Below are 14876 nucleotides of genomic sequence, written 5' to 3'. Positions count from 1 at the left end.
TAGGGGACACCACTGATTTCTTCAAAATTGGCTGGTTTGTAATTTGTGAATGTCTTTCAAAAACCGATTCGAGACTTATTGGTACAAAGGATATTCGAGATGACAAAGAAAAAAACAGCTACGGGAAAAGAACTATCCCGCCCTTCAAGAGCTGCTGTTCGTACCAGCAATGTCTGGGAACCGTTGGCGCGTTTTCGTGAAGAATTTGACCGGATGTTTGATGATGTATCGGGCAATGCATTTGGCTCGCGGTTGATGCAAAAAATGTACGATAGTGTAACTCCCGTGGTCGAACTTCGCGACAAGAAGGATGAATTTCAACTAGTCGCCGAAGTGCCCGGAATGAGCAGCGATGATATCGAGATCAAGCTGTCAGACGGAATGCTGCGCCTGTCCGGAGAGAAATCCGAAAGCCACGAGGAAGAAGGCGAAAGCTTCATGTTTTCCGAGCGGCATTATGGAAGCTTCGAGCGCGCGATCAAACTGCCCAGCGGCATTGATCATGACAAAATCAGCGCCGATTCCAAGGATGGTTTGCTGATAGTGCATATCCCGAAAAGCGCAGAAGCGCGCCAGAAGGAACGTAAAATACCCATTCAGGCAAGCTGACCGGCTTGATTGGATAGCAGGTCGTCGTCCCGCTATGATGCTAATCCTCCCCCCGAAAAGCATCATGATAGGGAGGGCGGCCTGCTTTTACTAAAGTACCAGTAGGAAATTGTAGTTGATGAATCATAAACCCGTATTAATTGCCACCGACCTCTCGGCCCGCTGCGACAGACCGCTCGACCGGGCGTGGATGCTGGCGATGGAATGGAAGGTTAAGCTGTACATCCTCCACGTAACGGACCCTAAAAAAATGGAGGGTCTGGGCATCAATGAGGAAGATATAGAAGCGCAAATTCGCACCGAGTTGCCAAAGGGCAGGCTTGATGTCGAAATATTGACAGCGGCGGGACAAGTTGCAGACACCATAGCAGAGACTGCCACGCAAAAAGACTGCGGCCTGATCGTCACCGGCGTTGCGCGATATGACAGCGTTGGCGACATATTTCTTGGCAATCCCGTTGACCAGCTGGTCCAATATGCAGAGCAACCTGTATTGATCGTCAAGCAGAAGCCGATACGCTCTTACAATAACATTGTCATTGCAACCGATTTTTCCGACGGCTCGCTATTCGCATTGAATAAGGCGGCAGAGCTTTTTCCGGAAAATAATCTGCATCTGGTACATGCTTATCATGAACCCTATGAATCCTGGCTGAAGTCGGAAGATTTCAAGCTTGATGTCAAGTCCGAGGAGCAGACATTGATGGACAGGTTTCTGGCAAAGCCCGGGATTGACGAGGCAATTTTTCAACGGCTCAATGCGTCGATTGAAAAGGGTGATCTGGGTCAGGTCCTGCAAAATAAGATCGAACAGACCAAATCGGAACTGGTTGTGCTTGGCACCCATGGACGTAGCGGATTTTCCGCGGCCACAATTGGCAGCAAGGCAAAATCCATATTGGGTTGGGCGAAACAGGATGTCTTGATGGTGCGCGAGCGCAAATAACTTGGCTACTAGGCAGCCTCTTCCAAAGCGCGTTTGAGCCCTGCCAGCAATTTTTCCCGATCCTGATTGTTTTTCTGCGCCAGGATTTTCGCTTCAACCTCTGCCCGCAACGCGGCAAGTTTCGATGTCCAGTCTCTGGAGGCGGTGAGTTCTGCTGCATTGGCGCGACCAGAAGTCAGGCGCATTGCTGGCTGAGCCGCCTGCAATTCCCATTGTTCGCCGAGTTCAGGGATTATGGTCGCTGGAAATTGCCCATTATCTTGTATTGCCGCCGACAGACCATCCAGTGATCGACCCTCACCATGCACCAGGAAAATCGAGCCGGTGACAGGCGTACGCTCCGCCAGCCATTCGACGAGCCCGCTGCGATCGGCATGATTGGAATAACCGTCCAGCGATGCAACTTCGGCGTTAACGTTAACATCAACTCCTGATATGCGAACCCGCTTGGCTCCGTCCCGTAAAACCGAACCCAGTGTACCTGCAACCTGGAACCCACAAAGCAATAGACGCGATTTTCTGTTGGGGAGATTGCGGATCAGGTGATGTCTTATCCGTCCACCTTCACACATGCCGGATCCGGCTATAATCACAATACCGCTCATCCGGTTTAGCTTTTTCGATTCCGCTGTATTCTGGGTGAAGCGGATATTGGGACGTTTTTCGAAATCAATCCCGCTACTTCGGTGGCGCAAAACAGCGTAGGTTACTTTCTGGGCGAGGGGAGAGTCGAGAAAGACATTGATTGGCGCCAGTCGCCTGGATGCAAAGAGCGCGTCAAAATCCTCCAATATTTCCTGGGTCCGCTCAAGGGCAAAGGCCGGGATCAGAAGGTTGCCACCGGCGCTTATTACTTGTTCGACGTGGCGGGCTAGGGCTTCCCGCCGGTCGCGTATCAGGACCGGTTCCCGATCCCTGTCACCATAAGTGGATTCGCAGATTATATGGTCATAGCCGCCTATCTCGCCGGCGGCACATGTGATAGCTTTGCCTGCGCCAACGTCGCCGGAAAAGAGCAGCCGCTGTCCACCGATATTGATTTCCACCGAAGCGGAACCGACAATGTGGCGCGCATCCCAGAACCGGACTGAAATTCCATGGCCAAGATCTAATTCATCGCAATAATTAACCGCTTCAATATTCTTGTGGAGCGTGTTGATATCCTGCGTTCCATAAAGCGGGACAAAGGGCGGCAACCCCATCCGGTCTGCACGCCGGTTGCGTCGTTCGACTTCCGCAGCCTGCAATTTTGCAGCATCTTGTAATAATGGTTTCAGGATGTCGGCAGTTGGCGCAGTGCAATATGTTGGCGCTTTGCAGCCGCTGGCATATAGATAGGCCAACCGCCCGCTGTGATCGAGATGGGCATGGGTCAGGAAGACCGCATCGATTTTTTTGGGATCAAAAGGAAGCTCTTCATAGTTCAGCTTTTCAAGTGACCTGGTGCCTTGAAACATACCGCAATCCACGAGAAAGGTTTTGCCCGCACCGGTTAGTTCAAAACATGAACCGGTAACAGTACCCGCTGCCCCGTGAAATTTCAGACTTACTCTACTCATCTCGACCCTTTGTCTCGAAAGATTGTTAACTGGATTAATGCGATACGATTAAAGGTACCGGGCAATCCATGAACAGGTTTCGGGTTACGCCCCCGAGCAAATATTCACGCGCGCGGCTGTGGCCATAGGCGCCCATTACGATATATCCGGCACCCAGCGCATCGACCACGGACAGTAAAACGGACTGGATGGCTTTCTTTGATGCTTCATGTTCGTGAATTTCCGATTTGATCCCATGGCGCGAAAGATATTCGGATGCATCCATCGGCGGGAGATCGTGTTTCTTTTCCTCCGCGATGGTGACAATATGAACTTCGCTTGCCAGTTTCAGCAAAGGCACGGATGCGCGCAGCGCATTACCAGCCTCGAAGCTACCGTTCCAGGCGACAACTGCCGGGCAGTTTGCATCGAATTTCTTCATGCTATTGGGTTGAACAAGAACCGGAGTGTGCGTGTTGAAAAGCACGTCACCCAATATTCCCAGCGGGATTGTATTGTCCTTGTCCCCGCTCATCGAGCTGAGTACAATAATGTCCATCAATGCGGAGTTACGCGCAATTCCGCGGGCGAAATCAGCATTATATTCCATATAGCTCCAAGGGACATCTTCTTCCTTCAGCCGTGCTTCGATTTGCTGACGGAGCTTCTTGTTTTCTTCCAGCGTCAATTGGGCGATGTCATAGGTCACCGACATTCCGGTCACACCGTCAAACGCCATCTGCGGTTGATAGGGATTGGTGCGGAGACAGTATAGATTGCCATGTAGTGACCGAGTGAGATCCAGTGATGCCTGAAGGCGCGCCTCCAGACCCGGATCATCATTGATAAATAGCAGTACGGATTTCATGGGACGTCTCCTTATGGGTCGAATTCCAAACTGAAAATAGAATATGAAAGCAATTATGCCTGATGTTTGAATTGATACTATCAGGGTAAATACGGATGAATGATGCTCATCAAATCCAGCGTCACTGTCCCGAAGCACCAAGTTGGGAAATTTTTTTCAGCCACCGCTTACGGTGCTCTTCCTTGCCATCAACATTGCCGATGAGCGAGGTCGAGACCGGCTCGAAACCGGTAAATTTGAGAATATTCCGTTTGAAGCTCCTGACACTATGGGATGCAAAAAATGCGCGATAGAAAAACGCCGGCATGCCCATGGTGACAATGATCCGGGCCGATCGGCCTTCAAGAAGCTCTCCGTCACCATCGTCGCCCTCATCAAGTGCGAAGCCGGGACGAAATGCCTGTTCCAGAAAGGCTTTGAGCAAGGCCGGCATGTCGCCCAGCCAGAGCGGATAATAGAACACCACATGTTCTGCCCATTTAACGGCTTCCTGTGCGGGTTTGAGTGCGGCGGGAATTTCTTCATCTTCCCATTGTTCACGGCTTTTAAGGATGGGGATTTCAAGGTTGGCGAGCGAGAACAGACGTACTTCATGTCCGGCATCCCTGGCTGCGCTGGCATAGGCGGCACAAATCGCGTGGCCGTAGCGTGCGGGATCTGCATCAGGATGACCGTCTATAATCGTGATGCGTTTCATTTTTCCTGTTCCTGATCCGCTTTAACAGGCGTTTGCCACTGAAAGGCGGTGATCAGTTCCATCAGGCCTTCCTGTGCAAGCTTGTCAATTTCCTGCGGGTAGGAAGCGATCAGGCGCGCATCCCAATATCCATAATCAATGGTGGTAAGGCTGAAATGCCACGGCGTATTTTCAAATTCGCCGTCAAATATTCCCTGATAGGAATTCAGATCCGGCCTACCGGAGACAAAATAGTCTCCTTCCGATATAATAGAGGCACTGGAATAGTGAGACATCACGTCGGGCTTCACAATCAGATAATGATCACGGGCAGTTAGGTCTTCGAGGTGAATGACAGCGATTTTTACATCGACCGTCTTGCCGCCAATGTCTTTGACATAGCCAATCTCGAAATTATTGCCGGTAAAATCCGTCGTCATCTCGCACTCGCGCTGGAAACCGGCAATGACAGAGGGAAAGGTGAACCCGCTGTCCTTGTGCACGATTTCATATGCGCCTTGGTTAAATTTCAATGGGTCCAGCAGTTCATCCTTGCCGACAACGCACTGCGCCGCAGCAGAGGTGCTGGTGAGAACCATCAGGCTCAAACCAATGATCAATTTTGTCCGGATATTCTTACCACAAGCCATTATTCTTACTCCCACATTCATGGAATATCGATCCAGCCTGTGGCGGTCTATTCCTCACAGCTCACCACTTTAAACGGCAGCTCACTGCCGTCAGTTTCTGTAATGGTGAGATACTCACCCGGTTTGAGGGGGTGGTCTTTCAGCCGGAATATGGTTTCATCATCATCGTCTCCCACCTCATAAGAAAAGGCCCAGCTTTTACCGGTAGCGATTACGACGCCCTTCTGTTCCGGCTCACCACGCCAGAAACGCCGAACCTCCGGACGTTTCTCTGCTTTGCGCAGCGCTTTTTGGTCAATGATTCCATCTTCGTCCAGCGGAACGCGAAAGACGTAAGCGTGGGCAGAAGATCCGTTGGGATATTCCGCGGTTCGGGCGAGCTCAAGGCGTATTGTTTTCCATGTCATGCGGCCTATTTGCCGTGTCTGAATTTTTGTTGCGATACGCAATATTGCGTAGTTTACCTCTCAATCGATTTCGTCGCTATTCGGTCGCTTTATCTTTTCTGAGTCCACTGCTGACTCGCCACGGTAAGCAATGGTGCAGAAATTTTCCTGAACAGGCTATATCAAGCCACGCGCCTGCCAAATATCACCGGTTTGCTGCGGACTATCCCCATCTTCTGTCCGTACCGCCAGATCCGCAAAAGCCTTGTCCTGAGACAGAAATATGTCGCCAGTCAGATCATCCAGAAATGTCGAGCGCTTCAGCCTGTCCATCACCGGGCCTTTTACTTCCGAGAGATGGAGCGTGATCCCGGCATCTGACAGTCGGTGGTTGATGGCTTCAAGGCTTTCGAGTGCGGAAGCATCAATCGCGTTTATAGCAGAGCACATGAGCACAACGTGGCGCAATTCATCCCGGCCTGCGATTTTCTCCAGCACATATTCCTCCAGCCAGCGGGCATTGAGATAGGTCAGGCTTTCATCAATACGGATCATCAGAAGATGGGGCAGGGTGATGACCTTGTGGCGTTCAATATTACGGAAATGCTCGGTGCCCGGAACACGGCCAACGACCGCAGCATGAGGGCGTGACGAACGCCACAGAAATAACGCAAGGCTCAGCAACACGCCTGCAATTACACCGCTTTCGACGCCGAGGATAAGGGTGATTAAAATCGTTGCTGCCATCGCTGAAAAATCGCTCTTTGAATAGCGCCAGATGATGAAGGGCGTTTTCAGGTCAACCAGACTGAGTACGGCGACTATGATGGTGGCAGCCAGAACGGCGATCGGAAGAGAGGCGAGAAACGGCGTCAGGAACAGTGCTGCCAATGCAATGCCAACTGCGGTAAATGCACCAGCGGCAGGGGTTTCCGCGCCCGCGTCGAAATTCACCACCGAACGGGCAAAGCCGCCGGTGACCGGATAACCACCCGAAAAGGCTGCCGCCAGGTTCGCTGATCCCAGACCAATCAGCTCCTGGTCCGGATCTATGCGCTGGCGTCTCTTGGCTGCCAGTGTCTGCGCGACGGAGACGGATTCGACGAAGCCGATGATGGAAATAAGAAGTGCGGGAATGGCCAGCTCTTGCCATAATTGCGCATCGAACATCGGGGCGGAAATGGGCGGCAGGCTGGTTGGAATTATGCCGACGGTTTTGACGCCATATTCTGCAAGATCGAGGATGACGACAGCCAGAATGGAAATAATCACGGCCACTACAGGCCCGGCCTTGGCAATCAGATCAGCCGGGCGCTGGGACAGTCCGAGACCTATTAAAAGCGGTTTCAAACCTTTACGTACCCAGAACAGGAATGCCATTGATGCCAAGCCAATGATCAGAGTAGTGACGTTAAGGTCAAGGATATTGGCATAGAGCGTGTCTAACAGTCGAGGCATGGATTCCCCTGACGCGCTAATCCCCAATATATGTTTGAACTGGCTGGTGGCGATGATGATCCCGCTTGCAGAGATAAAGCCCGAGACGACCGGATGAGAGAGAAGGTTCGCCAGAAAGCCGAGCTTGAGCAGACCCATGACCATCAGGGTGGCTCCGGAAAGTAGTGCCAGTATCAAAGCTGCAGCGATATATTCAGGTGATCCCTGCGCCGCTACCTGTCCCGCTGCCGCAGCGGTCATAAGCGAGATTACCGCGACTGGACCGACAGCCAAAGTGCTACTGGTGCCGAAAATCGCATAGGCAAGGATGGGAAGGATCGATGCATAAAGCCCTACCTGGGCCGGCAGTCCGGCAAGCAGGGCATAGGCCAGACTTTGCGGGATGAGCATGATGGTTACAATCAGTGCAGCGACCAGATCGCTGGTCAGGATGTCCCGGTTATAGCGGGCGCCCCAATCAAGGATTGGAAAATATCGTGCCAGTGACAATCTGGATTTTCCGGCTTCTATTTTTTGCGTTGTTATCATTGGTCGCCCCTATCAGGCCAGACTGCTGACTTCATTTCGGGTTTTCAAGCCATTAACGGCATTTGAGCATGGCGACCCAGTAAATCCAAGGTAAAATTTATTATTTCAGCATCCAGGCCTTGCGAGTTGGCTGGTTGTCATAACCGGATCGCCCGCCGGTATTCCCCTGCGAATTATGTGATTAGGGACTCTACCTAGCGAATTTATTGTGGAGCCAAGTTAGAAATAGAGTCGAACAGCAACCCCGACCCGCAAGGATAAGCCCATGAGCCATGCCCTGATAATTGAAAAAAATATGATTATTGGCAGCGAGCTGTCGAGGCGTCTATCTAACTTTGGGTTTGATAGTTTCGATCATGTCTGGACGGAAGAGGACGCGGTTGCCGTTGCGGACATGCGCCCACCAGATTTGATCCTTGTCGGAGATAATCTCGAAACTGGAGACGCGGTTGAAGCGGCGCGCAGAATATGTGAGAAACGAGATGTTCCTGTTTTAATGGTTACTTCTGATTCCTTTCGAGTAAAACAGCGTTTATCCAATGGTGCGGTGCTTGATGGTCCCTTTGCGTTTAGTAAAATTCCACTAGCTATCAAAGCGGCGTATAACCGGCCTTCGCAAAGGACGAGCATCCACTAAGGCTAAGAAGATCTAACAGTTTGAAACAACCTAATTGTTAAAGACGGCAGGGGATAATGACGCCGAACATGATGGTCTGGTTGCAATTGGGCGGATGCGCGTTGGTCATAATATTGGCTGGCCCATTTCTGGTGCACTATGCCGAGCGGATATCCGGTATAACTGGACTATCGCAAAGCTGGATCGGTCTTTTTCTGCTCGCGACCGCGACCTCACTGCCGGAACTGGTCATTGGGATGAGTTCGGTCACTGTCGCTGGCGCACCAAATATTGCGCTTGGTGACGCTCTGGGAAGCTGCGTTTATAATTTGCTCCTGCTTGTTCTTCTGGATGCGCTAACCCGTGATAAGTCCGTATATGGCCAGATAGACCAGAGACATATTCTCACTGCAGGATTTGGGGTGGTGTTGCTTGCCCTCGTGGGTATGTTGATTCTTGTGGCGCGGGATGATCTGGATCTGAGATTCTTTCATGTCAGTATCTATTCACCCTTCCTGATCATTATATATTTCGTCGCGATGCGAGCGGCATATTTTTATGATAAACGCCTTGCTATCGGTTCTGATCCCCCGCCTCCATCTCTTCCCGGGGCCCTGGGCCGGGCGGTTCGCGGTTATGTGATCGCGGCTCTAGTTGTAGTCGCAATTGGTATCTGGCTACCATTTGTCGGACAACAGATTGCCGTAACAATGTCATGGGAGACCAGTTTTGTTGGTACATTGTTAATTGCGGGTACCACCTCTTTGCCTGAACTGGTTGTCGTTATTTCGGCCATTCGTCTTGGCCGGATTGACATGGCCATTGCCGGATTGCTGGGCAGTAACCTGTTCGACATATTAATCATTGCACTGGACGATATCGCCTATACTGATGGATCGATTTTTGCCGCTGCATCACCGGTCCATGCGGTTTCAGCTTTTGCTGCTATCATGATGTCGGGAATATTTATGGTGGCATTGCTCTACCGCCCCGACAACCGTTTTTTTGGGACGATCAGCTGGGTCAGCATCTCGTTGATAATGGTTTTCTTGCTGAGTTCTTACGTTCTTTATCTTGAGAGATTGTGACAGCCTGCCGGTATGTCGTGGGTGAGGAAATCTGAATATGTCTGATTGCAGACCTTTTTGATCAAGTTGGTCTAGTCCCACAAATCATGCATTTCCTTTGGCAGGCTTGCCTTGATATCATCCATTTCACCTTCTGAAACATGATCGGCAATGACATTGAGGGTGGCGGTAACGGCCTCGTCCAGGTTATCACCCGCACCGGGTCCAATGGCTTCCTGCACAGCAGAAACGAATTCATTTTTGCGCCTGATCTTGGTCATCGGATTGGAGGGGCGATATCCTTCAAAATAAATACCCCGAATAAGAGTAGGGAGCTGTGCCGCAAGTTGAGCGCCCTCGTTTACGCTCAACCGGTCGCGTAAAACATGCAGTGTCGAGCGGAGCAGGTTATAGGCACGCTGTTTATCGTCCCAGCCCAGCTCATCCATGACTTCATTGACCCAGATGTTCGCGTCCTGGATGGCTTTGTCGAATATCGGTAGTCCAAGCGCACTCATAATGTCTCTCCATAAGCCATGCTTAAGATTAATCTTGGTGACAGGATGATATCGCGCCAATCAATCAACGTCGATACGGGAGATTACGGAAGGCTATGTCCCTGCTATTGCACAAATTCTTCTCCAAGATAGAAATGCCGGACATTGGGATCATTGAGCATCGCAGCCGGACTTCCTTCAAATGCAATCCGGCCTTGGTGCAGCACATAGACCCTATCGAGCAGCCCGACCATTTCGCGCACATTCTGATCGGTAATAAGGACGCCGATATTTCTCTGTTTCAGGCCTTCTATCATCGCCTTGATATCTCTGGTCGACATAGGATCTATGCCGGCAAACGGTTCGTCAAGCAGCATGATAGAAGGGCTGGCTGCCAGCGCACGCGCAATTTCACAGCGCCGCCTTTCACCGCCGGACAGGGCTCTGGCCGGAGTGTCGCGGATATATTCGATGTGAAACTCAGCCAGCAATTTATCCAGTTTCCGTTCCCGTTCGATTTTATCCCGTTCGAAAAATTCAAGAACCATCATGATATTCTGTGAAACTGTTTGCCCCTTAAATATCGAAGATTCCTGTGGAAGATAGCCGAGGCCCCGCCGGGCGCGTTTATCGAGTGACAGCCGGGTCACATCCTCGCCTCCCAACAGAACATGTCCGGAATCCACTTTCAGCAAACCCAGGATAGAGAAAAAAGTAACCGTTTTTCCGGCCCCGTCGGGACCAAGAAGCCCGACAATTTCACCGCAGGCAACATCCAGAGATACATCGCGAAGAACAGTTTTCCGACCGAAAGATTTTGCGATCGAATCAACCCTTAACATACTGGAAATGGTGTTAGAGATTGGCTCGGCGATTGATGGTTCGGGGATCACAGTTGATTGGCGAGTTCGGCCCGGAATTTGGGATGCGCTAGGCCGATCAAAGCATCGATCCGCTGATTCATAGATTTGCCTTTCAGGTCCGCCCAGCCATATTCGGTTATGATGATATGGGTGTCGTTGCGCGGCGTTGTCACCGGGCCATTTAATTTGGGAACGATGCGCGAAACCGTCCCGTCACAGGCAGTTGATTGACAGGCGATAATCGACTTTCCTCCTTTTGATGCAGTCGCACCGCGCACGAAATCGAGCTGTCCGCCGGACCCGCTATATTGTTTGCCCATCAGATGTTCAGAGTTACAGGCTCCGCCCAGATCAATCTGCAGCGTTGCATTGACTGACACGACATTGTCGTTTTTGGCGATAAGCCGGGGATCATTGACAATATTCACTGGCGCGCTGTGCATTGCCGGATTGTCATCGAGAAAATCGTAAAACGCCTGGTCACCCATCGCGAAGGTAAACACGCTGCGGCCTTTGTAAGTAGTCTTGGCCTGATTGGTCACTGCGCCGCATTCGATCAGACTGGCGAGAGCGGGGGTCATCAGTTCGGTGTGAATACCTAAATCCTTGCGATCCTTGAGCAGGGAGCAAACTGCGCTGGGCAGTGATCCGATGCCCATTTGCAGGCAGGCTCGGTCATCGATCATCCCGGCTATGGTTTCTGCCACAATTCTTTCTTCGGGTGACGTTTCCGGCAGGTGCACTTCCGCAAGGCGTGACTTGTTTTCTACGATGGCGTCCACTTCCGACACATGGAGCAGCGATTCACCGAATACCCTTGGCATGTGGGGATTGACCTCGACCACAAGTTTTTTGGCGCTGCGGGCTGCGGTCGACGAATAGTCATTACTCGTGCCAAAGGTGAACCAGCCATTTTTGTCCATAGGCGAGACTGATGTGACAAACAGGTCGAGCGGTACTTTTTCGGATAGTAATCGCGGTGATTCACTAAACGCGATCGGTACAAATTCAATCGCATTAGGTTTGATCGCATGAGATTTGATTAATCTGCGCTCGATTGAACTGAGGAACATGCATCGCGGACGAATACGGTCGAGCATATCGGGCATGAGGACGGTTTTTCCTGCATGCTCCATCGAATGAAAATACCATAGTTTGATATCTTCAAGAGCTTCGCTCTTTACATAGGATGCGATGGCAGCAAGCAGGGCAGGCGGCTCGGCAGTCGCCATACCCATGGCAATATTCGCGTTCGAACCCAGCCCGTCGATAGCCTCTCCGGCCGTCATAAGTCTGGATTGGTAGTCATCAATAACCGACATATTTTACCTTCAAATTATATCTTCGGCTTAGCAAAGATCGGATAGAAACCAGATCAGCAAAGAGCGGCAATATAGTATAACTTTCAATACGCAGCATTACGTATTACCGTTGTCGCGAACCCGCCATAGGATCACAATTCTTCTCGAAAGAAGGAAAGAAAAGAAGGAAAGTATACGTGGTATTCAGGTCGATTTCCAATCACATATTGCGTTTTTGGGAACCGAATGAAGATCCACCATCCTTGTCCGACACGAATTTCTCTGCACAGCAAGTCTTGTGGACAGATACAGATAGCCGGACAGCAGAGCAACTGCTCGACAGCAATCTTGAATCGGGTTTGTCGCAGGCCAATGCCGCAGAGCGGCTGGTAAAATACGGTCCCAACCAGCTACCTGAGCGTCGCGGCAGAAATATTGCTCAAATTACCCTTGCGCAGTTTAACGATGCGATGATCATATTGCTGTTGGCCGCCGCCGTGGTTGCCGCTCTGGCCGGTGAAATACGCGATGCGGCGATGATAGCTCTTATATTACTGATCAATGGCGCAATCGGTGTATTTCATGAGATACGTGCACAAAAGGCTGTTGATGCGCTCAAATTGCTGGTGCCCAATAATGTGACGGTGATCCGCTCTGGCACGCCAGAAATCAAAGACGCTAGCAGCCTTGTTCCTGGTGATCTCGTCCAGATAGATGCAGGTTGCCGGGTCCCGGCGGATTTACGGCTGGTTAAAATATCTGATCTCGAAATCGATGAATCCGCGCTAACTGGAGAATCTCTCAGCACCGGAAAAACAACGGACATTGTCGCGGGCGATACTCTCCCGATAGGTGACCGGATAAATATGGCGTTTACCGGAACTTCGGTTGCTCGTGGCAAAGGGACAGGACTGGTTGTCGCAACGGGGCTGCAAAGCGAAATCGGTAAAATCGCAGATTTGATGCAAAAAGGAAAACAACCGCCTACGCCCTTGCAGCGACGCCTTACCGAAGTCAGCAGAAAGCTGGCCATTGCGGCAGTGTTTGTGTGCATCCTTATTTTCGCTGTCGGGTTGTTGGAAGGCCATCCGCCTCTTATCATGTTTATGACCGCTGCAAGTGTCGCGGTGGCCGCTATGCCCGAAGCGTTACCAGCGGTCGTGACGATTGTTCTGGCACTCGGCGCGCGCAAAATGGTGAAGCAAAATGTGCTGATCCGCCGATTGCATGCGGTCGAAACGCTCGGTTCTGTCACATATATTTGTGCCGACAAGACCGGCACTCTCACCCAGAATAAAATGCACGTCACCGAAGTTGTCAGTGATAGCGGGCAAGAAATGTTGCAGGCGATGGCGCTGTGTAACGAAGTGGATGACAATGGGGCGGATGGCCCCACTGGCGAACCCACTGAATTGGCGCTGGCAGCTCATGCCAGCGAGACTGGATATCAGCGCTATGCCTTGGAAGACGAGCTACCACGCGTAAAAACCTTCGCTTTTTCTTCGGAGCGCAAGCGGATGACGACTGTCCACCGCACCCCGACAGGCTTTGTTTCCTATACAAAAGGTGCGCCCGAAACTCTGCTCGCTTCCTTTCCGGAATGGCGCCTTAAAGCCGATAATTTGGCGAAAAACGGGATGCGTGTGCTGGCATTTTCCCGCCGGGTATCTTCGCATGTTCCGGAGTCCGATGAAATTGATGATAAAATGGAAATACTCGGTCTTGTTGCTCTCCAGGACCCACCGCGAGAGGAATCTGCCGCTGCCATAGCTTCTTGCCGGTCGGCCGGAATTACTCCGGTTATGATTACTGGCGATCATCCGGAAACCGCACACGCTATTGCGGTTGATATTGGTTTGGCTGAGGAGGGCGATGAAGTCATCAGCGGGCCCGAACTGGCAATGATGAGCGATGAACAACTGGCGGCCAAAGTCCTTACGACTAAAGCTTACGCACGCGTCGATCCTGCCCAAAAAATCCGGATCGTCGAAGCTCTACAAAGTCACCGGCAATATGTTGCCATGACGGGTGACGGTATTAATGACGCGCCGGCCCTGTCGGCGGCCAATATCGGGGTCGCCATGGGGCGTGGTGGAACCGATGTTGCGCGGGAGGCAGCAGACCTTATCCTGCTCGACGATAATTTTGCGTCGATCGTATATGGTGTTCGTGAAGGACGCCGTGTGTTTGATAATATACGCAAGTTTATCCGTTATGTCCTTGCCTGTAATCTTGCCGAGGTTCTGACAATATTCATTGCGCCTTTGCTGGGTCTTCCTCTGCCGTTGCTGCCGCTACAGATACTTTGGATCAATCTTGTTACAGATGGACTGCCCGGCCTAGCACTTGCCGCCGAGAAGGCGGAGCCAGATGTTATGCAGCGTAAACCAATCCCGCCTGTTGAGGGGCTATTTGACCGGGATATGTGGTTACATATCTCCATTTTCGGGGGATTTATGGCAGCGGTCACCATTGCGGCTCAATTTGGCGCTTTATCTGCGGGAAACGAGAACTGGCAGACAATGGTTTTCACCATCCTGACATTTTTGCAATTGGGTCAGGTTTTCGCGGTTCGATCGGAGAAGCGTTCCGCTTTCTTGTCCAATCCTTTCAGCAATCCGTTCTTGATCGGTGCGATCCTGATCAGCGCAGCACTGCACTTGCTGATCATATATGCGCCCATCGGGCAAGAACTGTTCCACACCCAGCCACTCACCATGCGCGAACTGGGAATCTGTTTGATAGCGTCACTAGCGGGGCTGGCACTTTCGGAAGTCTGGAAATTTTATCGATGGCGCCTGAGGCCAGCCTTATCCTAAACGGATAGGGAGGTTTACGGATAGCACCGGGCCAAAGCTGCCTGTTAAGCGGAT

At 51.3% G+C, this 14876-nt stretch carries 14 protein-coding genes; 5 read left to right on the top strand and 9 right to left on the bottom strand.

The genetic code is table 11. The features are described 5' to 3' along the window. Positions 1-99: 99 nt before the first annotated feature. Both VIN76_RS03320 and VIN76_RS03315 read left to right on the top strand, forming a co-directional pair. Entirely contained in the window at positions 100-609 is a 510-nt protein-coding gene (locus tag VIN76_RS03320; protein ID WP_332040396.1) for an Hsp20/alpha crystallin family protein, read from the top strand. Between the two features lie 118 nt (positions 610-727). Continuing rightward, positions 728-1555 (top strand): universal stress protein, encoded by an 828-nt coding sequence (locus VIN76_RS03315; RefSeq protein WP_332040395.1) that lies wholly within the window; start codon positions 728-730, stop codon positions 1553-1555. A gap of 8 nt (positions 1556-1563) precedes the next feature. On the opposite strand, the gene VIN76_RS03310 is transcribed toward VIN76_RS03315, so the two are convergent. The 6 genes from VIN76_RS03310 to VIN76_RS03285 form a co-directional block, all read right to left on the bottom strand. Further along, positions 1564-3114: an MBL fold metallo-hydrolase gene (locus VIN76_RS03310; protein WP_332040394.1), complete on the bottom strand. Its 1551-nt coding sequence runs from the start codon at positions 3112-3114 to the stop codon at positions 1564-1566. A gap of 34 nt (positions 3115-3148) precedes the next feature. Beyond that, the gene (locus VIN76_RS03305; RefSeq protein WP_332040393.1) at positions 3149-3961 is read right to left on the bottom strand and encodes a universal stress protein; all 813 of its coding nucleotides are present in this window, start codon (positions 3959-3961) and stop codon (positions 3149-3151) included. Between the two features lie 121 nt (positions 3962-4082). Further along, positions 4083-4658, bottom strand: coding sequence for an NAD(P)H-dependent oxidoreductase (locus VIN76_RS03300; protein ID WP_332040392.1), 576 nt, complete (start codon positions 4656-4658; stop codon positions 4083-4085). Further along, positions 4655-5287, bottom strand: coding sequence for a hypothetical protein (locus VIN76_RS03295; protein WP_332040391.1), 633 nt, complete (start codon positions 5285-5287; stop codon positions 4655-4657). Before VIN76_RS03295 ends, VIN76_RS03300 begins: the two co-directional genes overlap by 4 nt. A gap of 47 nt (positions 5288-5334) precedes the next feature. Continuing rightward, positions 5335-5694 (bottom strand): hypothetical protein, encoded by a 360-nt coding sequence (locus VIN76_RS03290; RefSeq protein ID WP_332040390.1) that lies wholly within the window; start codon positions 5692-5694, stop codon positions 5335-5337. Between the two features lie 156 nt (positions 5695-5850). Next, on the bottom strand, positions 5851-7659 hold the full coding sequence (locus tag VIN76_RS03285) for a SulP family inorganic anion transporter (protein WP_332040389.1): 1809 nt from the start codon (positions 7657-7659) through the stop codon (positions 5851-5853). A 265-nt stretch (positions 7660-7924) separates the two neighbouring features. Here VIN76_RS03285 and VIN76_RS03280 point away from each other — a divergent pair, with 265 nt between their 5' ends. Next, positions 7925-8296, top strand: coding sequence for a hypothetical protein (locus tag VIN76_RS03280; protein ID WP_332040388.1), 372 nt, complete (start codon positions 7925-7927; stop codon positions 8294-8296). Between the two features lie 56 nt (positions 8297-8352). Then, positions 8353-9363 (top strand): sodium:calcium antiporter, encoded by a 1011-nt coding sequence (locus tag VIN76_RS03275; protein WP_332040387.1) that lies wholly within the window; start codon positions 8353-8355, stop codon positions 9361-9363. A 71-nt stretch (positions 9364-9434) separates the two neighbouring features. On the opposite strand, the gene VIN76_RS03270 is transcribed toward VIN76_RS03275, so the two are convergent. The 3 genes from VIN76_RS03270 to VIN76_RS03260 all read right to left on the bottom strand — a co-directional run bounded on the left by VIN76_RS03270 (position 9435) and on the right by VIN76_RS03260 (position 12024). Next, positions 9435-9860 carry a DUF2267 domain-containing protein gene (locus tag VIN76_RS03270; RefSeq protein WP_332040386.1) on the bottom strand — a complete coding sequence of 142 codons (426 nt, stop codon included), beginning with the start codon at positions 9858-9860 and terminating at the stop codon, positions 9435-9437. A gap of 104 nt (positions 9861-9964) precedes the next feature. Next, positions 9965-10681 carry an LPS export ABC transporter ATP-binding protein gene (gene lptB / locus VIN76_RS03265; protein ID WP_332040385.1) on the bottom strand — a complete coding sequence of 239 codons (717 nt, stop codon included), beginning with the start codon at positions 10679-10681 and terminating at the stop codon, positions 9965-9967. Positions 10682-10728: 47 nt separating this feature from the next. Beyond that, positions 10729-12024, bottom strand: a complete 1296-nt coding sequence (locus VIN76_RS03260; RefSeq protein ID WP_332040384.1) for an acetyl-CoA hydrolase/transferase family protein — start codon at positions 12022-12024, stop codon at positions 10729-10731. 176 nt (positions 12025-12200) lie between these two features. On the opposite strand from VIN76_RS03260, the gene VIN76_RS03255 reads away from it, so the two are divergent. Continuing rightward, a complete protein-coding gene (locus tag VIN76_RS03255; RefSeq protein ID WP_332040383.1) occupies positions 12201-14822 on the top strand; it encodes a cation-translocating P-type ATPase in 2622 nt (873 codons plus the stop codon). The last annotated feature ends 54 nt before the right edge of the window (positions 14823-14876 follow it).

The sequence above is a fragment of the Parasphingorhabdus sp. genome (assembly GCF_036568145.1).
In the GTDB taxonomy this organism is placed as follows: Bacteria; Pseudomonadota; Alphaproteobacteria; order Sphingomonadales; family Sphingomonadaceae; genus Parasphingorhabdus.
Note: the sequence above shows the minus strand (reverse complement) of the source record. Positions and strands in the feature narration are given on the sequence as shown.

Coding starts and splice junctions, on each gene's coding strand:
- VIN76_RS03300 (WP_332040392.1), bottom strand. CDS start 4,658: ATGAAACGCATCACGATTATAGACGGTCATCCTGATGCAGATCCCGCA.
- VIN76_RS03305 (WP_332040393.1), bottom strand. CDS start 3,961: ATGAAATCCGTACTGCTATTTATCAATGATGATCCGGGTCTGGAGGCG.
- lptB (WP_332040385.1), bottom strand. CDS start 10,681: ATGTTAAGGGTTGATTCGATCGCAAAATCTTTCGGTCGGAAAACTGTT.
- VIN76_RS03310 (WP_332040394.1), bottom strand. CDS start 3,114: ATGAGTAGAGTAAGTCTGAAATTTCACGGGGCAGCGGGTACTGTTACC.
- VIN76_RS03275 (WP_332040387.1), top strand. CDS start 8,353: ATGACGCCGAACATGATGGTCTGGTTGCAATTGGGCGGATGCGCGTTG.
- VIN76_RS03285 (WP_332040389.1), bottom strand. CDS start 7,659: ATGATAACAACGCAAAAAATAGAAGCCGGAAAATCCAGATTGTCACTG.
- VIN76_RS03295 (WP_332040391.1), bottom strand. CDS start 5,287: ATGGCTTGTGGTAAGAATATCCGGACAAAATTGATCATTGGTTTGAGC.
- VIN76_RS03315 (WP_332040395.1), top strand. CDS start 728: ATGAATCATAAACCCGTATTAATTGCCACCGACCTCTCGGCCCGCTGC.
- VIN76_RS03280 (WP_332040388.1), top strand. CDS start 7,925: ATGAGCCATGCCCTGATAATTGAAAAAAATATGATTATTGGCAGCGAG.
- VIN76_RS03270 (WP_332040386.1), bottom strand. CDS start 9,860: ATGAGTGCGCTTGGACTACCGATATTCGACAAAGCCATCCAGGACGCG.
- VIN76_RS03290 (WP_332040390.1), bottom strand. CDS start 5,694: ATGACATGGAAAACAATACGCCTTGAGCTCGCCCGAACCGCGGAATAT.
- VIN76_RS03320 (WP_332040396.1), top strand. CDS start 100: ATGACAAAGAAAAAAACAGCTACGGGAAAAGAACTATCCCGCCCTTCA.
- VIN76_RS03260 (WP_332040384.1), bottom strand. CDS start 12,024: ATGTCGGTTATTGATGACTACCAATCCAGACTTATGACGGCCGGAGAG.